The 24,081-nt window shown below is 52.2% G+C and carries 20 protein-coding genes and 1 tRNA gene (1 of these 21 only partly in view); 8 read left to right on the top strand and 13 right to left on the bottom strand.

What is annotated here, in order from left to right:
• The 4 genes in view from OH144_RS01295 to OH144_RS01280 are tightly spaced (at most 33 nt apart) and all read right to left on the bottom strand, a layout consistent with a single transcriptional unit that may run on beyond the window.
• Nucleotides 1-855, bottom strand: the 5' portion of a protein-coding gene (locus OH144_RS01295) for an adenylosuccinate synthase (RefSeq protein ID WP_266204482.1). Its footprint begins 429 nt before the window's first position; only the first 855 of its 1,284 coding nucleotides appear in the window; it begins with the start codon at nt 853-855; the stop codon falls past the left edge of the window.
• Nucleotides 856-863: 8 nt separating this feature from the next.
• Nucleotides 864-1,214, bottom strand: coding sequence for an STAS domain-containing protein (locus OH144_RS01290; RefSeq protein ID WP_266204481.1), 351 nt, complete (start codon nt 1,212-1,214; stop codon nt 864-866).
• Entirely contained in the window at nt 1,186-1,686 is a 501-nt protein-coding gene (locus OH144_RS01285; protein WP_266204480.1) for a Fur family transcriptional regulator, read from the bottom strand. Before OH144_RS01285 ends, OH144_RS01290 begins: the two co-directional genes overlap by 29 nt.
• A 33-nt stretch (nt 1,687-1,719) precedes the next feature.
• Nucleotides 1,720-3,912, bottom strand: coding sequence for a RelA/SpoT family protein (locus tag OH144_RS01280; protein WP_266204479.1), 2,193 nt, complete (start codon nt 3,910-3,912; stop codon nt 1,720-1,722).
• Nucleotides 3,913-4,158: 246 nt separating this feature from the next.
• Here OH144_RS01280 and OH144_RS01275 point away from each other — a divergent pair.
• The 4 genes from OH144_RS01275 to clpX all read left to right on the top strand — a co-directional run bounded on the left by OH144_RS01275 (nt 4,159) and on the right by clpX (nt 8,012).
• A tRNA-Leu gene (locus OH144_RS01275) sits at nt 4,159-4,240 on the top strand.
• 81 nt (nt 4,241-4,321) lie between these two features.
• The gene (gene tig, locus OH144_RS01270) at nt 4,322-5,644 is read left to right on the top strand and encodes a trigger factor (protein WP_266204478.1); all 1,323 of its coding nucleotides are present in this window, start codon (nt 4,322-4,324) and stop codon (nt 5,642-5,644) included.
• A gap of 91 nt (nt 5,645-5,735) precedes the next feature.
• On the top strand, nt 5,736-6,434 hold the full coding sequence (locus tag OH144_RS01265; RefSeq protein WP_170866215.1) for a ClpP family protease: 699 nt from the start codon (nt 5,736-5,738) through the stop codon (nt 6,432-6,434).
• A 354-nt stretch (nt 6,435-6,788) separates the two neighbouring features.
• Entirely contained in the window at nt 6,789-8,012 is a 1,224-nt protein-coding gene (gene clpX / locus OH144_RS01260) for an ATP-dependent Clp protease ATP-binding subunit ClpX (protein ID WP_266204477.1), read from the top strand.
• An 80-nt stretch (nt 8,013-8,092) separates the two neighbouring features.
• Here the strand turns inward: clpX and OH144_RS01255 are convergent, their stop codons facing one another.
• The 5 genes from OH144_RS01255 to OH144_RS01235 form a co-directional block, all read right to left on the bottom strand.
• Entirely contained in the window at nt 8,093-8,215 is a 123-nt protein-coding gene (locus OH144_RS01255) for a hypothetical protein (RefSeq protein ID WP_266204476.1), read from the bottom strand.
• Between the two features lie 86 nt (nt 8,216-8,301).
• Nucleotides 8,302-9,423, bottom strand: coding sequence for a lipid-A-disaccharide synthase (gene lpxB, locus OH144_RS01250; protein ID WP_266204475.1), 1,122 nt, complete (start codon nt 9,421-9,423; stop codon nt 8,302-8,304).
• A gap of 68 nt (nt 9,424-9,491) precedes the next feature.
• Complete coding sequence (locus tag OH144_RS01245) at nt 9,492-9,914, bottom strand: 6-pyruvoyl trahydropterin synthase family protein (RefSeq protein ID WP_266204474.1); 423 nt, start codon at nt 9,912-9,914, stop codon at nt 9,492-9,494.
• Complete coding sequence (locus tag OH144_RS01240) at nt 9,915-10,925, bottom strand: FecCD family ABC transporter permease (RefSeq protein WP_266204473.1); 1,011 nt, start codon at nt 10,923-10,925, stop codon at nt 9,915-9,917. It lies immediately after the preceding gene.
• Nucleotides 10,922-11,815 (bottom strand): ABC transporter substrate-binding protein, encoded by an 894-nt coding sequence (locus OH144_RS01235; RefSeq protein WP_266204472.1) that lies wholly within the window; start codon nt 11,813-11,815, stop codon nt 10,922-10,924. The genes OH144_RS01240 and OH144_RS01235 overlap by 4 nt, the downstream gene beginning before the upstream one ends.
• 85 nt (nt 11,816-11,900) lie before the next feature.
• Between OH144_RS01235 and rfaD the strand changes: the two genes are divergently transcribed.
• Together rfaD and OH144_RS01225 are read left to right on the top strand one after the other, a co-directional pair.
• Entirely contained in the window at nt 11,901-12,866 is a 966-nt protein-coding gene (rfaD, locus tag OH144_RS01230; protein WP_266204471.1) for an ADP-glyceromanno-heptose 6-epimerase, read from the top strand.
• A 129-nt stretch (nt 12,867-12,995) separates the two neighbouring features.
• Nucleotides 12,996-13,454: a YciI family protein gene (locus OH144_RS01225; protein WP_266204470.1), complete on the top strand. Its 459-nt coding sequence runs from the start codon at nt 12,996-12,998 to the stop codon at nt 13,452-13,454.
• Between the two features lie 100 nt (nt 13,455-13,554).
• On the opposite strand, the gene OH144_RS01220 is transcribed toward OH144_RS01225, so the two are convergent.
• A complete protein-coding gene (locus OH144_RS01220) occupies nt 13,555-14,034 on the bottom strand; it encodes a hypothetical protein (RefSeq protein WP_266204469.1) in 480 nt (159 codons plus the stop codon).
• A gap of 107 nt (nt 14,035-14,141) precedes the next feature.
• Nucleotides 14,142-14,663 (bottom strand): hypothetical protein, encoded by a 522-nt coding sequence (locus tag OH144_RS01215; RefSeq protein WP_266204468.1) that lies wholly within the window; start codon nt 14,661-14,663, stop codon nt 14,142-14,144.
• Between the two features lie 433 nt (nt 14,664-15,096).
• Here OH144_RS01215 and OH144_RS01210 point away from each other — a divergent pair, with 433 nt between their 5' ends.
• Nucleotides 15,097-16,155: a sensor histidine kinase gene (locus OH144_RS01210; protein WP_266204467.1), complete on the top strand. Its 1,059-nt coding sequence runs from the start codon at nt 15,097-15,099 to the stop codon at nt 16,153-16,155.
• The gene (locus OH144_RS01205; RefSeq protein ID WP_266204466.1) at nt 16,152-16,889 is read left to right on the top strand and encodes a LytR/AlgR family response regulator transcription factor; all 738 of its coding nucleotides are present in this window, start codon (nt 16,152-16,154) and stop codon (nt 16,887-16,889) included. Before OH144_RS01210 ends, OH144_RS01205 begins: the two co-directional genes overlap by 4 nt.
• On the opposite strand, the gene OH144_RS01200 is transcribed toward OH144_RS01205, so the two are convergent.
• Both OH144_RS01200 and OH144_RS01195 read right to left on the bottom strand, forming a co-directional pair.
• Complete coding sequence (locus tag OH144_RS01200) at nt 16,886-20,374, bottom strand: hypothetical protein (protein ID WP_266204465.1); 3,489 nt, start codon at nt 20,372-20,374, stop codon at nt 16,886-16,888. The two genes, OH144_RS01205 and OH144_RS01200, sit on opposite strands and share 4 nt — an antisense overlap.
• Nucleotides 20,364-24,068: a sensor histidine kinase gene (locus tag OH144_RS01195; RefSeq protein WP_266204464.1), complete on the bottom strand. Its 3,705-nt coding sequence runs from the start codon at nt 24,066-24,068 to the stop codon at nt 20,364-20,366. Before OH144_RS01195 ends, OH144_RS01200 begins: the two co-directional genes overlap by 11 nt.
• Nucleotides 24,069-24,081: the final 13 nt, after the last annotated feature.

Raw genomic sequence — 24,081 nt, 5'->3', positions numbered from 1 at the left:
CCCTACCTCATCCAGAAGCTCTGTCGGGAAGGGACCGCTACCCACGCGGGTGCAGTATGCTTTAAAGATGCCGTATACTTCGCCGATGTGCCTTGGCGCTACACCAAGGCCTGTGCAGGCGCCAGCCACAATCGTACTGGAGGAGGTCACAAACGGATATGTTCCGAAGTCAACATCCAGTAACGCACCCTGTGCTCCTTCTGCAAGTATACGCTGACCGCTCTGCAGGGCCTCGTTGATCATGTATTCCGAATCGACCAGCTGCAGCGTGCGCAGGTACTCCACCGCCTCAAAGAAGTTTTTCTCCTGCTCGCCCAGCTCCAGCTCCTGCCCGTAGAACTCCACGGTTTTGCGATGGCGCTCCACCAGTTTGTTGTATTGCTCCCTAAAGTCATCGGCCAGTATATCGCCAACCCTGAGCCCGACACGCCCGATCTTATCCTGGTAAGTAGGGCCGATACCCTTTAGGGTCGAGCCGATCTTACCGCTACCCAGCGCCTCTTCCGACACACGGTCCAGCACTTTGTGGGATGGAAGTATGAGCGATGCCTTTTTGGAGATGAACAGGTTGTTGGCGGCGTCTACACCACGGTCCTGCAGCTTCTGCATCTCCGTGCGGAAAACCACAGGATCCAGCACTACACCGTTGCCGATGATGTTTTTGATCTCCGGGTGGAAAATTCCGGACGGGATCTGGTGCAGCACGTGCTTGGTGCCTTCAAACTCTAATGTATGCCCTGCGTTAGGGCCTCCCTGGAAACGGGCTACAATGTCATAGGTCGGGGCAAGAACGTCTACAATCTTTCCTTTGCCTTCGTCGCCCCACTGCAGACCTATTAAAATGTCAACTGCCATTTAAGTATTTAGTATGTTGATTCCTTTAAGAATTGCGCTGCGAAATCTTCGTTCTCAGCTATCGTAAATATCGCATTCAGCTTTGTAACTATAAGCAGCTTGCGGATGTGGTCGGATGGTTTAATCAGCACCAGCTCACCGCCCCTGTTGCGAAACTTGGTGAGCAGCGACACAAGCACGCCCATACCGCTGCTGTCCATAAAGCGCACGTTAGACATATCCACCGCACAGAGCAGCACTTTGCCTTCCTGTAGCCCGCCCACACTATCGATCATCTGCTGCGTATCGGTGCTTGCTATCAGGTCTCCCTCCAGCCGGATAAACAGGATATCATCCTTCAGTTCTGTCTGATACTTCATGCTTTTGTTCCTCTGTCGCTTTTCTAGCGCGGCAATCGCCGCAAACACCATATAGGTTCAGGGAGTGGTGCAAGATATGAAAATTTAACAGTTCACCCACCAAACTTTGGATCTGATGCACACGCGGGTCGCAAAACTCCACCACCTTGTGGCACTCAGTACAAATCACGTGGTCGTGCTGCCGGTAACCGTACGACTTCTCATACTGCGCCAGGTTTCGGCCAAACTGGTGCTTGCTTACCAGGTCGTTCTCCACCAGCAGGTCCAGGGTGTTATACACGGTGGCACGGCTTACGCGGTAGTTTTTATTCTTCATGCTGATGTAAAGCGATTCTACATCAAAGTGCCCGTCGCTGGAGTAAATCTCCTCCAGGATAGCGTAGCGCTCAGGTGTTTTACGCAAACCTTTGCTTTCCAAGTATGCCGTGAAGATCTTTTTTACTTCTTCGAACTTCCTTTTATCTAATGCCATTTTCTTCTTCTATAGTATAAATAAGCCCTTCTTTTAATCAAAGCGCTCCACGGTAAGTATACCGTTTACCTTGCTCATGCGCTGTATCAGCTTATCAAGGTGGCTTGTGTCGTTTACGAACACCATAATATTACCTTCAAAGATGCCGTCGTTGGAATCGATGGTGATAGAACGCATGTTCACCTTCAAGCTCGTAGAGATCACCTTTGTCAGGTCGTTCACCAGGCCCACGCGGTCGGTGCCTTTAATGCGGATACCCACCAGGAAGGCAAGCTCCTTTTGCTCCGTCCACTTGGTTTTGATGATGCGGTTGCCATAGTTCGACATCAGCTCCATGGCGCGCTTGCAGTTGGTGCGGTGGATCTCAATTCCATCGTCCTCGGTCTGGAAGCCGAACACATCATCGCCCGGAATCGGGTTGCAGCACTTAGACATGCGGTAGTCCCAGTTCGAGGTCGTTTCCCCTATCACCAGCATGTCCGAGTTCACGCCCCTGATCTTCTGCACCTCTCTGTCAAAGGTCTTCAGGTCGAGCATGGAGACGCTCTTATCGGATGTGGCCGTGAAGATAACCTCCTTGATATTCTTGATATCGATGTGCCCGGTAGCAACTCTATAATACAGGTCCTGCAGCGTAGCCACGTTAAAGAAGGCCTGCAGCTTGTTCATATTTTGCTGGTTATCGGCTACGCCTAAGTACTCCAGCCTGGCATCCAGCATGGCCTTGCCTTGCTCCGCCTTGTTCTTCCGCTCCTCGCGCAAGGCATCCTTGATGCGGGTACGCGCCCTGGAGGTAACCACATACTGCAGCCACTCCTCGTTCGGCTTCTGCTTCTGGGAGGTCAGGATCTCTACCTGGTCGCCATTCTTGAGCTTGTAGCTCAGGGGCACCAGCTTCTGGTTTACCTTAGCGCCCAGGCAGTGCAGGCCTATCTGGGAGTGAATCTCAAAGGCAAAATCAAGCGCGGTGGATTTATCCGGAAGTATGATGAGCTCGCCTTTCGGGGTAAATACAAACACCTCCTCCACAAACAGGTTCTTGCGGAACTCATCCATGAACTCGAGCGCGTTGGCCGTGTTGTTCTCCAGCATGTCGCGCACCTTGTTAATCCACTGCTCCAGCGCAGACTCGGCTGAGGCCGCCCCCTCCGCCTTATACTTCCAGTGGGCCGCGTACCCGCGCTCGGCAATCTCGTCCATGCGCCGGGTGCGGATCTGCACCTCCACCCACTGCCCCGACTTGCTCATTACCGTTGTGTGCAGCGATTCGTACCCGTTAGACTTAGGCGTGTTCACCCAGTCGCGCAGGCGGTCGGGGTTTGGCTGGTAAAAGTCCGTTATAATAGAGTATACCTGCCAGCAGGCGGCCTTCTCATTCTCCAGCGGTACGTCCAGTATGATCCGGATCGCAAACAGGTCGTAGATCTCATCAAAGGTGATGTTCTGCTTCTTTATCTTTTTAAGGATAGAGTAGATCGACTTTGGCCTGCCTTTGATGTTGAACTTAAAGCCATACTTGCACAGCTCATCCTCTATCGGGTGTATAAAATCCTTGATGAACTTGTTGCGGGCGCTGCGCGTCTGCTGTACTTTCCTGGAGATCTCTTTATAGGTATCGGTGTCGGTATACTTTAAGTATAGGTCCTCCAGTTCTGATTTGATGGCGTACAAGCCCAGGCGGTGCGCCAGCGGGGCGTACAGGTACATGGTCTCGGAAGCGATCTTGAGCTGCTTGTGGCGCGGCATGCTGCCTAGCGTTCGCATGTTGTGCAAGCGATCGGCCAGCTTTATAAGTATAACGCGCACATCGTCGCTCAGCGTGAGCAGCATCTTGCGGAAGTTCTCGGCCTGCTGCGAGGTGCCGTAATCGAACACTCCGGATATCTTCGTGAGCCCTTCAATAATTTTGGCTACGCTTGGCCCGAACTCGCGCTCAATATCCGATACCTCCAGGTCGGTGTCCTCCACCACGTCGTGCAGCAGGGCGGCCACAATGGAGGTAGTGCCCAGCCCGATCTCCTCTACGGCAATCTGGGCCACAGCCAGCGGGTGCAGAATGTAAGGCTCTCCGGACTTTCGGCGCATATCCTTATGTGCTTCCAGCGAGGTGTTAAAGGCTTTTTTAATGATCTTGGCGTCGTTGTCCTTTAAGAAAGGCTTGGCGTGCCGAAGCAACCTCCTGTAGTACCTGAGAATTTCTTTGCGTTCTGCTTCTAAATCAATCATGTTGTGCAACTGTGCTGTAGGCTGCGGCCGTCGGTGGCGGCGCATGCTATTAGTATAAATAAGCTGACGGCCTTATAAGTTTCAAATATAAGCGTTTATCAGATGCAACCAATACACCCCATGCCGAAAGCCTGGGCGCCCGGGCGACTATATGCAGGATAAAAAATATTTGACAAAATTTATAGTGGCGTATTGCATTTAAAAAATCGTTGCTTACCTTTGCATCACTAAAACGAGCACAATCAAGCGGATGTGGCGAAATTGGTAGACGCACTAGACTTAGGATCTAGCGCTGCGAGGCATGGGGGTTCGAGTCCCTCCATCCGCACAAACAACACGAACCCTCAACAAAACTTGTTGGGGGTTTGTTTTTAGTAGGTATTTCTAAAATCTTAAATTTTTATAAGCCTTGAATATTACATTAAACCAAACCGACAGCACCAATGCGCAACTGAAGGTGGTACTGGAAGAGGCGGACTACGCACCGAAAGTAGACCAGCAGGTAAAAGAATACAGCAAAAAGGCCCAGATCAAAGGCTTCAGACCTGGCAAAGTGCCTGCGGGGCTTGTAAAGAAAATGTACGGCAAGAGCATCCTGGTGGAGCAGATCAACAAGACGCTGCAGGAGGAGATCTCTAAGTATATCCGTGAGAACGACGTGAAGCTGCTGGGCGAGCCCCTGCCGGAGCCAAACCAGCCAGAGATTGATTGGGATAACCAGAAAACCTTCGAGTTTACCTACCAGGTAGGCTTGCTGCCGGACTTCAACCTTCCGCTGGATAAAAGCGTAGAGGGCTACAAAGTTGAGCTGGACCAGAAAACCATTGACGAAGCCTACGAAAACCTGAAGCGCCAGTTCGGCAAGACAGTGAACCCTGAGACGTCTGAGCAAGGCGACTTTATCTCCGGCGAGCTGAAGCAGGTGGACGGAGATTTCCAGTCCAAGACCCTGATTCCGACAAGCCGCGTGGTAGAAGGCCAGGACAAGTTTGTGGGCGTGAAGACCGACGACGTGATCCGCTTCGATATTCGCAAGACGTTTGGTGATGACAATGCTGCCCTGGCGCACGTAACAGGCCTGGATAAAGACGTGGTGGCTGACCTGAACGGTGAATTTGAGTTCATCGTGGAGAAGATCAACCGTACCGAGTCCGCTGAACTGAACCAAGAACTTTTCGACAAGCTTTTCGGTAAAGACGAAGTGAAGACAGAGGAAGAGTTTGACGCCAAGATCCGTGAGACCATCCTGGAGAACTATGAGCGTGAGGCTGACAACCTGCTGTACCGCAACATCATGGATACATTGATCGACAATGTTGAAGTGGAACTCCCTACAGACTTCTTCAAGCGTTGGATTGAAGTTACAAACGACGGCAAAATCACCCCGGAGCAGATCGAGGAGAACTTCGACAAGTATGTTCGCGAGCTGAAGTGGTCTATGATCAAAAACAAGGTAGTTGAGGAGAACGAGCTGAAGGTATCGAACGAGGAGGTAGTGGACGCCACCAAGGAGAAGATGCTGGCCCAGTTCAACATGCCGGAGATACCTGAGGAACTGGTGGAAAGCATGAACAACTATGCCCAGCAGTATCTGCAGCAGGACAATGGCCGTAACTATATAAATGAGTACGAGCAACTGCTGGCCGAGAAGGTGCTCGCTAAACTTAAAGAGAAGATGACTGTTGTTGAGAAGACTATCTCATCAGAGGACTTCAGAAATATGTCGCTCTAAACAAGGCGCACATACATAACTTTATAAAAAAGTCCTTCGGAATTAGAAGGACTTTTTTATTTTTGAGAAAACCGTAAACCTAAACAAGATGATGTTTAACAAAGACGAGTTCCGCAAATTTGCTGTAAAAGGCCAGGGCATGAGCAGCCTTGGTGTAGACCAATATATTCACCACGTAGAAGGCAGGGCCATGCATACCATCGAAAGTATGACCCGATCCGTAATTGAGGAACGCCCTACTAACTTCCGTGAGATCGACGTGTTCTCGCGCCTGATCATGGACCGCATCATTTTCCTGGGCACGCAGGTGGATGACTTCATCGCCAATATCATCACGGCCCAGCTGCTGTTCCTCGAATCGGCTGACGCGAAAAAGGACATCCTGCTGTACATCAACAGCCCGGGCGGCTCTGTATATGCCGGCCTCGGCATTTATGACACCATGCAGTACGTGAGCCCGGATGTGGCTACGATCTGTACCGGTCTGGCGGCCTCTATGGGCGCCGTACTTTTGGCTGGCGGTGCCAAGAACAAGCGCTCTGCCCTGCCGCACGCCCGTATCATGATTCACCAGCCGATGGGTGGCGCACAAGGTCAGGCCTCCGATATCGAGATCACGGCCCGCGAGATCCTGAAGCTGAAGAAGGAATTGTACGAGATCCTGGCAGACCACTCCGGCAAATCTTATCAGGAAGTGTACGACAACTCAGACCGCGACTACTGGATGCGCGCCGAAGAGGCCAAAGAGTACGGCCTGATTGATGAGGTGCTTACCCGCAAGACTTCCTAAGTATAAAGTATAACTTATATCGTATAAAAACCCGTAGCAAAACTGTTACGGGTTTTTATTTTGCACATTTTGCACTAAAAAGAGACTTATTGATGTTAGCACAGAGCCGGAAAACAGTGTGTAGGCAAAAAAGTTTTCCACAAGCGGATGTGCACATCTCTACTTAGCAAAACACTGTATACCAACTAGTTACACAAAAATAGTAAAATACTTATCTTAGAATTTATATTCATGTTTTAACAGAGTCTAAGCATTTGCATCAAATTTTTTCTACTTGTATAAGTGTTCAATTTTGTACCTTTGCTTTACGCGTTTTAAAAAGATGCGTAAACTACTCTGGACCAATCGTTTCTTATGGCAGAAATTACGTGCTCATTTTGCGGCAAAAACAAAAAGGATGTATCGGTGATGATCTCCGGCATCAACGCGCACATCTGTGACCGTTGTATCGGACAGGCGCAGCAGATATTGAACGAGGAGAACAAGATTCGCGCAAGCAGCCGTACTCCGAAGTTTAACCTGATGAAGCCGAAGGAGATGAAAACTTACCTTGACCAGTTCGTGGTGGGGCAGGACGAAGCGAAGAAGGTGATGTCGGTGGCGGTATATAACCACTACAAACGCCTGATGCAGCAACCTGCCGACGATGACGTGGTGATCGAGAAGTCGAACATCATCATGGTGGGTGAGACCGGTACTGGCAAAACGTATCTTGCCCGCATGATGGCCGGCATCCTGCAGGTACCTTTCTGCATAGCCGACGCTACCGTGCTTACAGAGGCAGGCTATGTGGGCGAAGACGTGGAAAGTATACTGACCCGCCTCCTGCAGGCCGCCGATTACAACGTGGAGGCTGCCGAGCGTGGTATCGTGTACATCGACGAGATTGACAAGATTGCCCGTAAAAGCGATAACCCATCTATTACGCGCGACGTGAGCGGCGAAGGCGTGCAGCAGGCCCTGCTAAAACTGTTGGAAGGCACTACGGTGAACGTGCCACCGCAAGGCGGACGGAAGCACCCGGAGCAGAAGATGATCACTGTGAATACCGAGAATATTCTGTTTATCTGCGGCGGCGCCTTTGTGGGCATCGATCGCCTGATCAAAAACCGCCTCAATACCCGTCCTATAGGCTTCTCGAAGTCTAAGATGGATGAGATGGAGGAGAAAGAGAACTTCCTGAAGTACATGACGGCCCAGGACCTGAAAAACTTTGGTCTGATTCCGGAGCTGATCGGCCGCCTGCCAGTGCTCACGCACCTGAATCCGCTGGATAAGGAAACCCTGCGCCTGATCCTGCTCGAGCCTAAAAACTCCATTGTGAAGCAGTATAAGCGCCTGTTCGAGATGGAGAACATCAACCTTTCCTTTGATGAGGGTGCCCTGGAGTACATCGTGGAGAAGGCGGCAGAGTATAAACTCGGAGCCCGTGGCCTGCGCTCTATCTGCGAAGGTATCATGACAGACGCCATGTTTGAGCTGCCATCCGAGGAAGGAACCAAAGAACTGGTCATCACCGGCGACTATGCCCGCGAGAAATTCGAGAAATCTACCCTAAAGCAACTGAAAGTAGCGTAGGGCAAGTATACGATACTAAAAAAAGCGGGGCCCACCAGTAGTGGAGAGCCCCGCTTTTTATTTCCATACTTTTGCGGCTTTTATAGTTCCAGGTAATCATCTGCCCATTCTTCCTCCAGTAACGGATCTGTGGAAGTTGCCCGGATCAGCAGCACGGATATCAGCAAGCCTGTAAGGCCCAAGGCGATCAAAATAGGTTTCATAGTTTCGGGGTTTTAGGTGTGGTACAGCGATTTTCCCTGCCAGCGTAGCAGGTATCTCCCTATACGGGCACACCCTATGGGCAGGTTTATACTTTCTCTGCCTTCAGGTACCCCACCATTAGCTCGGCGGCGCGCTCTGCGGTCCTGAAATCACCGATCTTGCTGCGCACCAGCGCGTACCCCTCCCGCTGCTTCTGCATAAAGTGGTTATCGAACAGCACCCGCTTCAGCTCGGCCACAATCTGTTTTGCCGTAAAATCGTCCTGGATCAGCTCCGTTACCACCGGCTTGCCGGCAATCAGGTTCACCAAGGAAATGTAGGGTACCTTTATCACCATTTTTCCGATAGAATACGAGATGGTGCTTGTTTTATAACATACCACCTGCGGCACGCCGAACAAGGCGGTTTCCAGGGTAGCCGTACCCGAGGTGACCAAGGCTGCCTTGGCATGCGCGAGCAGGTCATAGGTCTGGTCGTAGATAATTTTGATGTTGGGGTCCTTGTTATACTGCTCGTAGTACTCTTTGGAGAAGTTGCTCACGCCCGCTACCACAAACTGGAAATCGCGGAAATTAGGAAGCACGCTCAGCATTACGTGCAGCATGTTCTCTATCTCCTGCCGGCGGCTGCCCGGAAGTATGGCAATAATAGGCTTGTTGTTGTAGAGCTTGTTCCGGGCCCTAAAGTCGGTGCTTGGCACATGGTCTGAGACAGAGTCGTTCACGGGGTTACCTACATAATCCACTTTGTAGTCGAAGCGGCCGTAGAAATCCTCCTCAAAGGGCATGATTACGAACATGCGGTCCACCACCTTTTTGATGCCGTGCACGCGCCCTTGGTTCCAGGCCCATATTTTCGGGGAGATGTAGTAGAACACCTTCATCCCCTGTTTTTTGGCAAACCGGGCAATGCGCATGTTAAAACCGGCGTAATCCACCAGGATCACCACATCCGGCTGATAGCTCCTGATATCGGCTTTCGCCTCACCCAGGAAGCCCAGGATCTTGCGCAGGCTCCTGAACACCTCGGCAAAGCCCATAAAGGCCATTTCCTGGTAGTGGCGCACCAGGTCCATGCCGGCTGCCTGCATCATGTCGCCACCCCACCCCCTGATCTGGGCCTCCGGATCTTGCTTGCGGAGTTGCTTGATGAGGTTAGATGCGTGCAGGTCGCCGGAGCGTTCCCCGGCTATGATGTAGTATTTCATGGGGTAGGGTGTCTTTTGGAGATAGTAAAATAAGCATAGCAGCGGAGAAGTATAAGCCGCTGACTAAATTATTCTCCAAAGTACTCTACGTAGTTGCGTGGGGTTTCATATAACTTCAGGCTGTGCAATGCAGCGTTATTATTCGAGATTTGCTGCACGCGCGGCTCCAGGATCTTCCAAAACTCCACCACCAGGTTCTCGGTACTGGCCAGCTTATCCTCCATAAAGGCCACATCCAGGTTCAGGTTCTTGTGGTCTACCTTCTCAATGATGTGGGTGCGGATGAGGGTGCTGAGCTTTTTCAGGTCGATCACAAAGCCAGTGTCCGGATCGGGCTTGCCCTTTACCGTCACGATCAGCTCATAGTTGTGCCCATGCCAGTTGGTGTTGGCGCACGGCCCGAAAACCTCCTTATTCTTAGCCAACGACCAGTTCGGGTTGAAAAGCTTGTGAGCTGCGTTAAAGTGCTCTAACCTGCTAACGTAAATCATTTATTCTTTAAAATTGTAATTCTTTTTGAACAGCAAATATACAAAGAAAGGAACACCAAAGAACGAAGTAATAATTCCGATGGGCAGCCCGGCGGGCGGATAAATTATACGGGAGAGCAAATCGCAGAGCAGCATGAACAAGCCGCCTATGAAAGCGCAGAGCAGCAGGTTGCCCCTGCCCGTGGCGCCCAGCAGCCCGCGCGTGACGTGCGGGATGATCAGCCCGACAAAGCCGATCGGCCCGGAGGTAGCCACGGCAAAGCCCGTTACCACCGACACCGTAGCCAGTATCACCCAGCGCGTTTGCGCCACCTGTATGCCCAAGGCCTGCGCCCGCTCCTCGCCTAGCAACAGGATGTTGAGCTGTTTCTGATAAAAGGCAAACAGCAGCAAGGCTATACTTAAGGCCGCCGCCGGGTAGGGCACCATCTCCCAACTGGCTCGCTCAAAGCTCCCCATCGACCAGAACACCACCGAGCGCAGCTTGCCCTCCGAGTCCGACAGAAAGGTGAGCAGCCCCACCATGGCTGTTACCAAAGAACTCAGCGCAATACCGGCCAGCAACAGTTGCGCCGGGATGATCTGCCGTTTGCGGTAGCCCAGTATCACCACCACCAGCGTTACCACAAATGCCCCGGCCAGGGCAAACACCGGCGGCAAGTATAATCCGGCCACCGTCATCGGCACAAAGCCAAAGAACACAACCACCGCACCCAATGAGGCGCCCGAGGCCGTACCCAGCAAGTATGGATCGGCCAGGCCGTTGTTTACCATCGCCTGCATCAGGTAACCGCAAAAAGCCAGGGAGGCGCCTACTACCAAAGCAAGTAGCAGCCGCGGCAGGCGCAAATGAAGTATGGCAAAGTGCGTGGTATTGTCGGGGTTGTAGTGGAAGAGGGCGCTGAAAATGGTAGCCACATCGGTATCAAAGGAGCCGACCTGCAGCCCCAGCAGCATGACCGCCAAGATGAGCAGCAGGGCAAGTATAAAGTATAAACTGCGTCGCATCATGGGTAGAGGAAGCCCTCCAGCTCCCGCAGCGACTCCACCACCCGCGGGCTGGGCCGCGACATCAGGTTATCATCCGGTTTATAGAGGCGGTTATGTTGATAGGCATTGATGCGGCGCAGCTCCGGATATAGGTTGAAGAACCTCTCGTCCAGTTCCTCCTTTGTCCCGCCTAGCAGCACATCCGGGTTCAGCTTCAGCACATACTCCCGCGTCAGTGCCGGGTAGGGCTGCTCAAAAACTTCCTTCACGGCGTTCTCAGCCCCAAGCAGACGCAGCTTATCCGTAAAAATGGTGTTTTGCCCGTACACGTAAATCGGGTCGCTCCAGGTAATGGCCAGCACTTTTAGCGGATTCTTTTCCTGCTGATGCTTCTGCTGTAACTGCGCCACCTCCTGCCGCAGCGAATCGGTTAGCTCGCGCGCCTGATGTTCCCGGCCCATGATGCGACCGATGTCTTCTATCCCTGTAAAGATATCCTCTACCGTTCTGTACTTCTGGTAATATACCGGCACACCCAGTTGCTGCAGGCGCTCGGCCACCTCCAGCGGGGTGATGCCCTCCACGGTAAAGATCAGGTCCGGCTTCAGGGCCAGCACCTGCTCGTAATCCACCGGGTAGTTACTCACCAATGGCTTCCGGTAAACAGCCTCAGGGTAATCGTCGGTGGGCGTGCGGGCGATGATGGTGCTGGTGTCGAGCACGGCGTAGAGCATCTCGGTAAGAGAAGAGGCAAAGGCGAATACGCGCTCGGGTTTCTTTTCAAGGGTCAGCTCACGGCCCAGGTCATCCTGCAGCACCAGTGCCTCTTGTTGTACTTGCTGCTCTTGCTGGCTGCACGATAACAGCAGCAGGCAAAGTATAGTATGAAGTATAAATCTGGCTTGTCTCAACGTATAGATGCCTAGCACGGGGCAGGCGGCTCGGTTTATTTTCGTAAATTTAACGCAATTTTAGATACAGGCTTAACAAAGAAATATGATAGTAGTAACAGGCGCCGCCGGTTTTATTGCCAGCTGCCTCGTAGGCAGGCTGAACCAGGACAATTTTAACGATATCGTGGTGGTGGATAACTTCTCCGTCGCCAAGAAGGAAGATAACCTGAAGGGCAAGAAAATAAAAGAGTATGTAGACCGCGAGAACTTCTTTGAGTGGCTCGATGAACACTACGAGGATGTGGAGTTTGTCTTCCACCTGGGTGCCCGCACCGACACGACCGAGTTTAACAAGGACGTGTTCGACCTGCTGAACCTGAACTACTCCAAGCAAATGTGGAATGCCTGCGCCGAGTACCAGATTCCGCTGGTGTACGCCTCGTCGGCGGCTACGTACGGCTCCGGCACGCTGGGCTACGACGACAACGAGGAGATCATTCCGCTGCTCCAGCCCCTGAACCCCTACGGCGAATCGAAGAACGACTTTGACATCTGGGCCCTGCAGCAAACGGCCAAGCCATTTTTCTGGGCAGGCCTGAAGTTCTTTAACGTGTATGGCCCCAACGAGTACCACAAGGGCAAAATGGCCTCCGTTATCTTCCACGCCTACAATCAGATAAAAGACCATGGCAGCATGAAGCTGTTCCGCTCGCACAACCCGGACTATGCCGACGGGGAGCAGATGCGCGACTTTGTGTACGTGAAGGATGTGGTGGACGTATGTATGTTCCTGATGCACCACCGCAAGAACTCCGGCATCTACAACCTTGGCTCCGGCAAGGCCCGCACCTTTATGGCGCTGGCCTTAAACACGTTTAAAAGTATGGGCGTGGAGGCAAACATCGACTTTATGGATACCCCGGAAAACCTGCGCGACAACTACCAGTACTTCACCGAGGCCAACATGAGCAAACTGCGCTCCATCGGCTACGATAAGCCTTTTTATACGTTAGAAGAAGGTGTGAAGGATTATGTGCAGAATTACCTGATGGAGGGAAAGTATTACTAGGCTGGTGCTGAAGGACGTTTAAGGGAACAATCAGCCCTCCCAGGGAAAGAGCAAGTATAGAGGCAAAGCTATACTTGCTCTTTTGTTTAGATACTGTATCTTCAGGCTCTTTAAAATATATTTATACTTATGAAACACCTCTTCGCCCTTGCCATACTTTGCTGCCTCAGCCTTAGCGCCCAGGCACAGACACCAAACCCTAGCTACGATAAAGCATTGGCAGACTCTCTTGGTGCTGATGCCTATGGTATGAAATCTTATGTGCTGGCTATACTTAAAACAGGCTCCAACACCACCACCGATAAGGAAAAGCTAAACGCATACTTCCGGGGGCACATGGAGAACATCGGCAAGCTGGCGAAAGAGGGAAAACTGATTGTTGCCGGCCCGCTGGGCAAGAACGACAAGGCCTACCGCGGCCTTTTTATACTTGACGTGAAGACGGTGGAAGAAGCCCGGCAACTGGTGGAAACGGACCCGGCTGTAAAAGCCAAGGTCTTTGACGTGGAGCTTTACCCGTGGTATGGATCAGCCGCGCTGCCGGTATATTTGGAAACACATCGTAAAATTGAGAAGGAGCAACCCTAACTCTACCGTTCTACTTTTTGACCAGCGGCATTAAAAAGCCCCATCTGCCGACTAAATTCAGCAGATGGGGCTTTTTAATTATTTACTGGGTATTCCTTGTCTACTCCCCTTCCTCCTTATAAGTCAGCAGGTGTTCTACCTCCTTTGTAAACAAGCCGGATAAGGTCCCGACATATACCCTGTCGCTCACTTTTGCTACTGAACTTATGTAGTGCCCCTCTAACCCTGTGTTATCCAGCTCCCTGAATACCATATCTTGCCCCATATCTATTTTAAATAATTGGCTGTTATAACTAGCCAAAAGGAGAGTGTCATTAACGGGATAGTAAGAAAGCATTTTTGTCTCGCTTCTAAGATTTGCTAGCTGTTCCCAACTGCTACCCGTTGCTGACTTATATAAACTGGTAGACAGTTGCGGCCCGTTCCACGTGATGGCGTACATGCTTCCCTCGGGCGGAAACACTGCTGTTACTATCTGATCTGCAAGTAGCGGCTCTACCTTTCCATCTTCCGACACCCTGACAAACCCATCATCTGTCGAAAGATAGAAGTAGTTTCCTAATGCTTTGATGTAGCGCACAGTACTGCTCCGCATTGGATGATTCAGAATTATAGTATCCTGAAGCGATACCTTCTCATAAAAGCTTTCTAACTCTACAGATAATTTAACCAACAGGAACCTTCTACCTAAATGCTCACTTTTTCTGCATCATAGGCGTAATAAGGAACAAGGGCTACGTTATTGTCTGTAAGGCCTATAGCTTCCACGCTATTTGACCTTATCGGTTCAAATGAGCTGAAGTGTGGATCAATCTCCTCCATGTTAATTGTAAGGTAGGAATCCATAAGAACCGGGTATAGGTTGGACTTAAAACGCAGGGTTTTCCCGTATGCTCCAACAAAAACTTTTCTGTTTAGTGGTAACTTACATTCAGCCAGGCCACTGTAGTAATGATATGCGTGCTCTACCTTTTCCTCTCCCGTAGTCAGGGATACTCTGGAGAACAGATTCAGGCCAAAAACAAACAGGTCCTCATCTGATCCATAGATGTTATTAATAAACCTACGGTTGTGTATAAACTCCTTGTGTGCCTCCCAGGAAATGACGGGGGCAACCACTACTTCTTCTAGCTCCTTCTTGCAGGAACCGAGCAGAAAGGAAAAACAAAGCAAAGGCAACAGGTACCTGTTGTGGATAACTTGTCTCATAGATAGCAGAGTTAGAAGGGTATATAAGAGATGAGTTGTTTATGAGAAGTAATATATCAAAATAGCATGATATAAGTATGGAGTACATGCATACCTCCCTTCCTCTATAACCTTTTCTTTTGAGCTCTGCTTCTCATTTTACTAGAAAGGCTAAAGGCTCCGCGCCTCCCTGCTTCTTTCAGGCAATACAAAAGGGGATCATTAAAGAAACAAGAATAGCCTTCTCATTAAGTTTGTTACCATCAAGCGTATGAATCGGAGAATAGGGGTATTGGGCACGGCAGGCTATTACTTGTTTCCTTAATCTCTTAACTAATCAACCACTGCCCTAAGGTAATAACAGGTGCTTGCCAAGAGAAAAATTTTACACGAACAGGCTTTTGCTGTAGACGAAACGTGTTGCGAGTTAAAAAAGTAATGCGTTGTTTTAGGCATGCCGATCAGCACTTCATACCGCACTATTCTTTATCATATACTTGCCTGGGCTGCCTTTATAACCTATGAAGTACTGCTGGTCGAGCTCATTAACCCAACCAGTACCGCCTGGTGGGAATGGGCCTGTTGGTATACCGTTAATGTCTGCCTGTTCTATTTTTTCGCCCATGTGGTGCTGCAGTACACCGTCAGGCACAAACAACTCTTGCTGCTTCCTTTATTGGTTCCGGCGATCATAGCCATGTATATTACCATTCAGGTTGGCCTGGAAAATGTTATTAACCTGTTTCGCCAAGAGCCCAAGTCTTTTAGTATAAACAGGCTGTTTTTGCTGCGCTCTACCTGGAGGTGTATCTACTTTCTCGGGTTAAGTACAGCCTACTGGTTTACCCGCCAAACGATCAAAAACACCAAACATATTAACCGTATAGAATTGCAGCGCCTGCAGGCCGAGCGGGAAAAGGGAGAGCTCACTAAAGGGCTGGCCCGCTCTCAGAATGCGCTGCTCCAGGCCCAGATCAGTCCGCACCTGCTTTTCAATACGCTTAATTTTATCTACAACTCTGTGCAGGATGTTTCTCCGAAGGCCTCTCAGGGTGTACTGCTGCTCTCGGAAGTAATGCATTATGCGCTGCAGCGGGTGCATGAAGACGGCAAGACTGAGCTCCAACACGAGGTGGAGCATATTGAACGGTACATTGCCCTTAACCAGCTCAGGTTCAGTTATCCGCTGCACTTGCACCTGAAGTGCTCCGGTCAGCTGCAGGGCCGGATTCCGCCGCTGCTCCTGCTCACCTTTGTAGAGAACATTTTCAAGCACGGCGACCTGACCGACCCTTCGCAAGCTGCCACCATACAGCTTGCGGGCAGCCATCACCAGCTCCACTTCAGCACGAAGAATAGAAAGCGGAAGCACCATGCCGGGCGTGGGTATGGCATAGGCATTCAGAACGCCAGAACCAGACTCAACGAACTTTACAGCGAAGAAGATTATACCTTAACTATACAGGAAGACGAGCAGCAACACAGCGTTAATCTAAAAATCAAGCTGACATGACAACTTGCTACGTAGTGGACGACGAGCAGCACGCATTAGTTGTGCTATCGCGTTATATACAGAACACGCCTGGCCTTGAATTGAAGGGTGCGGAAGAAAACCCGCTGCATGCCCTTGATGCCATCACCTCCGGCAAGGTATCGGCAGACATTACTTTCCTGGATGTAGACATGCCGCAGCTTTCAGGCATAGATCTGACTGGGCTCATTAACAGTTGCACGACAGTGGTGTTTACAACCGCGTACCCTGACTATGCCTACCAGGCCTTTGACAAGAATGCGGTGGATTACCTACTCAAGCCTATCTCCTACGAGCGATTCTTGCGTGCCATCGCCAAGGTGAAAGAAGCCTTAAAGCCAAGACAAATTGTACCGGCAGTAGAGCAGAACAACGCCTATTTTTTTGTTAAGGCGGATGTGAAAGGGAAATTCGTAAAGGTAAGTCTTGAGGATATTATCTATGTGGAAGCCATGCAGAATTACGTGGTTATACACCATGCTGCAGAAAGACTGACAACCTACCTGAGTATGAAGGAGGTTGAGGAGCACCTCCCAACTGCAGACTTCACCAGAGTACATAAGTCTTTTATTGTGAATAATGCTAAGGTGAAATCAGTAGAGGGGAACCAGATTAAGCTAGCTGATGAAAGCACTGTTTCGCTAGGCCCAAGTTACCGCACAGCCTTCCTCGATATGATCAACGCTAAGCTTTTAAAAAGCAAGCGTGTGCCTTAAAACAGCACTGACACCTGCGTTCTGCCGGTATGCACGGCCCCTACCCCGTTAGCCTTGCGGCCATCGTAGTTGAGGGAGATGTTCAGGCCGTTGCTCAGGCGCTGCTGCATCACCAGCGACCAGGTCATGTTGTTGCCGGGGCGCAGGGCGTTCAGTATCTCGTAGCCCACGTTAGAGCTCTCATCCCCTTTAAAATCGATGTTCACATACTTGATGTTGCCCGTGATCGTGCGCTTGCCCACCTGGCTCAGCTTCGTCTCCAGCCCCAGCTCATGGAACCGCCCCTCCTGCTCCGTCTCCGTTGCCTGCAGCACATCCTCCTTCAGCGACAGCTGGTACTTGCCGGTAAAGCGCAGCTTGGTATTAGGCTGGTACGCCAGCTCCGGCGACAGCTCCCGGGCCTGAATCTTGAAGTTCTTCGAGCTCAGAAAGTTCGACTGATTCTCGCGCACGTTATAGCCCAGGCTCAGCTGCGAGCTTAGCACCTCGTTCAGGTTCAGGCGACCGATCAGGGCGTGGCTCAGCACGTTTCGGGTTTCGGTGCCATTGGTCAGCAGCTGCTTCTGCTCATTTTGCTGCACCGTATACTCCATGCCATACTTGGGGCTGCTGCGGTTAAAGTATACCGTGTGGCGCAACTGCTTTATCAGCGAGATCAGAAAGGCGTCCTCCACGTCCTCACTAAACGGGTTGAAGCGTTGCTCCAGGTCGCTATCGGTCGTTTTTTTGTTGATGCTCACAAAGCTGAGCATAGAAAAGTTGGAGAGCGTGGCCCTTATACCTGGCTCGTTGCGCCAGCTGCGGGGCGTGGCCGTGGTGAGGCGGTAGGTGAAAGTGTTAGTGTAGGCGTTCACGTACTCATCCGTGGGCAGGTATATTTTGATGTAGCGGCGCTGGTCCACCGTCTGCGCCTCCAGGTAATCGTTCAGGTTGTTGGGGTCGCCACCCTCCCGCAGGTAATGAGTGCCCTGCCCCGGCAGTGTTTCCTGAAAGATATAGATCCGCTTCAGCTCCCTGCCCGTGCCGGTGGCATAGCTCAGCTCCGAGCGGAAAGCTCCGTCCACAAAACTGCCGTTATAGTCTATCCTCGATTGGATTGTTTCTTCATCCTTGCCCTTGCGCGCATCCAGCTTCCGGTAAGTGGCCTGCACCGCCAGCGTCTGCTCCTGGCTGATCTTCTTCTGAAGGATGGCATTGTAAGTCTGTCCTACCTCCAGGTTGCCCATCGTACCTACACCCGTCGCAAAGCGGTCGCGGCGGTGAGCATAATCTACCCGAAACAAGGTTTTGGTGGTGTCGCCGCTCTCGAGGTAGAACTGGTGCTGCTCAAAGTACTGCGCCGAGCCTACCACAGAGTCTGAATTTAAGGCCGTGAGGCGGTTTTTATCGAAGCTATAGGTATAGCCTGGCGAGATCTTCCCGAACTTATACTCCACGTTTACATCGCCCCGGTACCACTGCGACTCGCGCAGCGCGTCGGTGCTGTTGAGCAGGAAAAAGCGGTTGCGCAGCACCAACTTGCCCAGCTTCTTCATCACGTCCAGATGATGCTGCACCCCGTCCAGCTGCTCGTCGCGGTGGCGGCGGCTGATGCGGTAATTGAACAGGTTAGCCGCATCCTGTGCCGCGCCTACCGAGAAGTTGAAGATATGGTCCTCGGCCTTCCCGGTGTTCGTTAAACTCCAGTCGCGGTCAAACTCTATGGGGCGGTAGCGGTCTATCGGCTCAAAGTACTCGTCGGTGTACTCATAGTTCAGCGTACTGTTGAGTTTATACTTTCCCAGAAACGATACCGGCCTGTCCTGCACCACATAGCCTACCCGCAAACCCTTGCCGCTGTCATCCCCTGAATCAATCTCTGAAAAGCGGTTTAAATCATGTTGAGAGGCGGCGCCTTCAGCAAAGAAGCTGATGCCTTTCTGCAGTTCATAGTTTCCGCCAAAGGTGATCAGCTGCTTCTTGCGCGGCGTGGGCAGCACGCGTACCGGCGCGTAACTTCCCTGTCGCACCCCGTTCACAGGCGCTACCCAACGGTAGGCGCGCCCGTTCACAGCGCCGCTTACCGCCACATAATCGCCGTTGCCGGGGCCCACGTTGGTAAAGCTCACGCTATAATGGGCCGAGTCGGGGTTGGTGGAGTACACATAGATGCGGTCTAGGCTTTGGCCGTTGTTATAGGAAGTATCGCGGCGGGCATAAAGCACCTGCCCCGGATCATAGGCCACCGAATCGGCGCCGGAGGAAATGGCCTGGTTCAGGCTGTCGCCTATACTTGCCAGCAGGCGTTTCTGCTCCGTGTTCAGGTTCAGGTTCAGCAGACTGTTTGGGTTATCGCTCTCGTTGTAGTAATTGCCGTATACTTTCAGCTTGCCCAGGTTCTGGTAGTGGTTCAGGTGGTAGATGCCCCGGCTGTAGTTCTGGTCCGAGTACTCAAAGTCTACCCGGAGCCTTGAGTTCTTGGTGATGACGTGGCGGGTGGTGAAGGTAATCTCCGCCTGGTTGTAGTCGATCACATAGTCGTAGTCATAGCCCCGCTGCAGCAGCACTCCATCCAGGAACACCCGCTCCGAATTGGCCAGCACAATAATAAACAGTTCATTGTTTGGGCCCCGCAGGCGGTAGGGGCCCAGCACGCCCTCCTGCGGCTTAATGGTCTGGGAGGCAAACTTTCCCTTCGACACGGAGGCGGCCACGGTTGTTACACCCTGCCGCTCCGGGCTCTTCCCGGTGATATAGCTAAAAGCCCCGCCCTGCACGTTTTTGTAGAACTGCATGAAGTAGGAAGGCTTGCTTTTGAGTACCACATCGCCGGCGGTAAGCTGCCACAGCCGGTGCTGCAGCGTGATGTATACTTTATCGAACTCCTGCAGCTGCTGTGTGTTGCCCTCCGGCTGAAACGGGATGTTCTGGTCCGTGATAGCCGCCGTTATACTGATGTCGTCGGTCAGTTTTCCGTCCAGCTGCAGGTTAAGGGCAGAGTTCACAAACACGTTCTGCGTGTTGCCAAAGGATACTCCCCTGGAAATGCTACCTGTCTTGTTGAGGCCCGGTGTCCGGAAAATCTCTTCTTTGGTGCTGATGTCCTCCTGGTAAAAGTTATCCCGCGAAGATTTAAGCTCCAGCTTGGCTATGTCGCGCTTGAAGGCCGGCTGCGTCAGATTCAGAGGCATTACCCGAAAGCAGATGAGCACCGAATCCGATAGGGCCTGCATAGTGCCCAGCGAATCCAGGGCCACCGAATCGGGAGCCGGAAAACTGGTGAGGGTAAGCTCGTTAGAAGTGTAATTGTAGTCGTAGCGGAACTGCTCCTTTTTAGGGTGCTGCAGCGTAATGGAACTGGGCATCAGCGTGAGCGTATCGAGCTGCTGCGGCATGTCGGTAACGGGAATCCATTTACAGCGCTTGTTGCTGAGCGGCACCTGTGCAAGCAGCGGCAGGCCCAGCAGCCAAAGCAGCAGCCCTATGCCCAGGCCTTTAGTGCTCATCGGCCAGCGGTAACTGGATGTAGAACGTGGTACCTTCCCCCTCCTGCGACTCGAACCAAATCCTCCCCCCAGCGTTCTCGATGCCGCGCTTGGCCACGGCAAGCCCGATACCCGAGCCAGTATACTTGGTACTGAAGTTCGGGATAAACACCTTACCCTGTATCTCTTTCGGAATGCCGCTACCATTGTCTCTGATCGAGATCAACACCTGCCTGTTGCCCTGCAGTTCCAACCCTACCTGTATCTGTGGCCGGCGGCTCGTAGGCACCGCCTGAATAGCGTTAAGCAGCAGGTTGTTGAAGGTGCGCACCATCAGGCTTTCATCCGCTTTCACGATCACTTCGCCCTCCGGAATCTGCCTGGTAAGAATGGCCGTGGCCGGGTCGTTGTGCAGATCGGTGGCTTTCTGCAGCGCGGCGGCAACATCCATGGGCTCGGCCTTCGGTTCGGGCATGGACGTAAAGCTGGAGAACGAGGAGGCGATATCGTTGAGGATGTTGATCTGCGTGATGAGCGTATGCGAGATCTTGTCGATGAGTTGCTCGGTGTTCGGGCGTTTTTCGGCAATCGCCTTTTGCAGGTACTGCAGCGAAAGCTTCATGGGCGTGAGCGGGTTCTTGATCTCGTGGGCCACCTGCCTTGCCATCTCGCGCCAGGCGGCCTCTTTCTCCTGCATTGCCAGCTCCTGCTTGTTCTGCTCCAGCGTCAGCAGCATACGGTTATACTCGTTCACCAACATGCCGATCTCATCAGCCCCCTTATAGGCCAGCATCTCATTCTTACCCGTCAGGGAGGTGCGCTTCAGCTTGTCGGCCAGCATGCGCAACGGCACGGTAAGGGCTCGGGAGGCGAAGAAGGTAAGCACCATAAAGGTGATAAACATCACCGAGAAGATATTCATGGTCGTGGTGATCAACTCGATGAGCTTCTGGTCCAGCTCTCTTTCAGAGTCAAAGAACGGAATGCCGATAAAGCCTGCCAACTCTGCCGGGTGCTCCTCGTCGCGCAGCGGCAGGTAGATGGAGTTAAAGCTAAGGTTGCCCGCCTGCTCCTCCAGCAGTACCCGCAGCGCCTGCCGCTCCGCTATGGCCGCGAAAGCCTCCGGGTTCACCAGTTTCGAAAGAAGCCCCGCCTCGAAGATTAGCGGCTGGCTGGTTACCAGCAGCTGCCCGTTGCGGTTGTATATATTCACGTCTGCCTCGGCGATGGCGGCAATCTCGTTTATACTTCGCTGCAGTTGCCGCTGCCGCTGCAGCAGCCTTCTGCTCAGCTGTTGGGAGAGATGCTCCTGTATGGCCTCGCCCCGCTGCTCATACCGGATCATCAGGTCTTTTTTGTAGGAGCCTGTCACCAGGCTGGCCGTAGCAATGCTGACCAGCAGCATTGGCAAGAGTATTCCGAAGTTCAGGAACAGCTGTATCTTGGTGCTGAAGTTAGGGCTGAACTCCCGCAGCCGGTGGCGCTGCAGCAACAGGTAAAGCAAGCCGCAGAAGAGCAGGCCGCCAATAAAGACTAGGAACAGGAACGAGAAATTAGACAGCACCTCGCGGCCGCCATACTTGTCGGTGGTGATGATCAGCGTCTGTCCGTTGTTGCCCTGCACGCCATAGTGGTGGGAGTCGTCCTGGGGCAGGCCTTGCCGGTATAACTCCGGGCGCCTGAGCAGGCTGAAGTCAAAGTTGGTGGCATAGTCATATTCGCCCTCGCTGTAACGCAGTTTGTTGCCGCTGTAGATGGCATAGCTCAGCATATCGAGCCTGAATGGCTGGTTTTGCTTCTGCTCCACCAGCAGTTCGGGCACCACACTGTTCGGTAGCAGCCGTTTCAGGGTTAACTGCAGGGCAATGGTGCCTTGCTGCACACTGCTGATCGGCACCCGGATCAGCTTCAGGTAGGTGCGGGCGTTGAAGCGTGCCGGGTCCTTTAACAGGAAAAGCTCTTTATGCTCTGTGCGGGTCTGCGGCCGATCGTACTGCCGCCGCAGTTCCTGCAGGGTGGCGACGGTCGTGTCCACGGCTTCCAGCGTCCGCCCCTGCCCGTCAAAAAGCATGATGCTTATTTCATACTTGTCAAAGTAATCGCTCAGGTACTGGCGGGTAATCTTTCGCTTGATGAAGGAAGCATCCACATAAGGCCCCATCATCTTCATTTTTATCAGCTCATCAGAGGCGATCTGCGCCGCCACCTGGTTGAGTTGATACTCCCCAAGAACGTCATTATCCTGCATGATGTTAAAGGCAAGGTTCTGCTTATAGGTCTTCAGGTCGTTGTGGTAGTGCGCGTATTGCGCTACCGCACCGGTCAGGGCACTCACGATCATCACCAGGAAGAACAGAAGGTAAGTTCGGTAGGCCAGGCTTACAGCATGGTGGTGCTGCGCGGCAAGTATAATGATCGCCCAGAAAATAACCCCCAGGAGCGCCACCGCGAAAAGCTCTACGGCAAATACGGCCGTAAAAAGCAGCAGCAGGGCTGCCACCACCAGCAGTGTTTTATAGGGCCACGACTTCTGCTCCTTCGGCACCAGCACCGACACCACCGTAGCCAGGATGTAGGTGAACATGCACAACGCTACGGTGTGCACCAGCATGATGCCGTAGAGCACCATTTTATACTTGGTAAAGGCAAGCGACTGCGTTACATCCAGAACCAGCGGGGAGTTATGGTAGATGCTGTAATAGAACTTGAAAAGCAGTAAAAGTAGAAAAAAGAAGACCAGCCAACTAAAGATCAGCAGCGTGCGGCCCTTCTCCTGGGGCAGCGCCAGCAGTTGCGTCGCCACCCGGTTCCTGCGGAAAAGGTAAATGCCCGCCCCCGCAACGGTTGCCAGCAGCAGCACATTCAGCAACAAATCACCTACCGACGGCGACCAGAACGAGGCGGCATACAGTTTCGGGTCAAACAGCTCCACCTCGATAACGGCAAAGGGCAGGTTCAGGAGCAGGAGCGCCACGCGCATGCCCCCCAAGAGCAGCAACAGCAGCAGTACCCCCTGGCTGTAGGCGCGCCGCTGGATGAAATAACGGCTGACACCGACCGCAAAAAGTATAAAAAAGAGCAAGCCAAGTATAAACACCGCCAGTTGAACCCTTACATAGCCGATAGTTTTATGGGTTTCCTCAAAGTTGAGCGCAAACAGGAACTGGCCATCGCTGGCATATACCTGCGGCAGGGATGCCTCCGGTTGAAGTATAAGCTGCAGGTTCGCCTGCTGAAAAACTTCTTCATCAAGCTTGGGGGTCAGGTACGCGTTTTTGATGCGGTAATCCACCTGAAGGGGAATGTAGACATCGATGGTGTAGCGCTGCCTTTGCTGGCGAACCACCACAAACCTGCCGTACTCGTTTTCTATGGCAAGTATGGCATCCCGTCCCTCCGGGATATCAGGTTGTGGCGCTATCGTATGGTCTGACCAGAACACCAGTTTCCCGGACCTGTAAATGAACACGGGGTATTCGGCATTTTGCAGCAGGCTGGAGAAAGAAACGGTATTTTCGCCTAAGGTAGCAGCTAGCTTATCGGCCTGGTGCTTGGCTTTTTCTATGCAATGCTGCACACGCCTGGTTATTTCCGCCGCCTCCTTCTGATGGTCCTGCCGTTGGGAGGATAGCACATCAAAATGCAGCGCCGCCATGGCCAAAAAGCACAAGGCCGAGGCGAGTAAGAGGAATAACAGAGCGAGCTTCCGGTTCAAAATTGAGCAGTTT

The organism is Pontibacter kalidii (assembly GCF_026278245.1).
GTDB classification, from domain to species: domain Bacteria; phylum Bacteroidota; class Bacteroidia; order Cytophagales; family Hymenobacteraceae; genus Pontibacter; species Pontibacter kalidii.
This window is presented reverse-complemented; position numbering and strand designations above follow the sequence as displayed.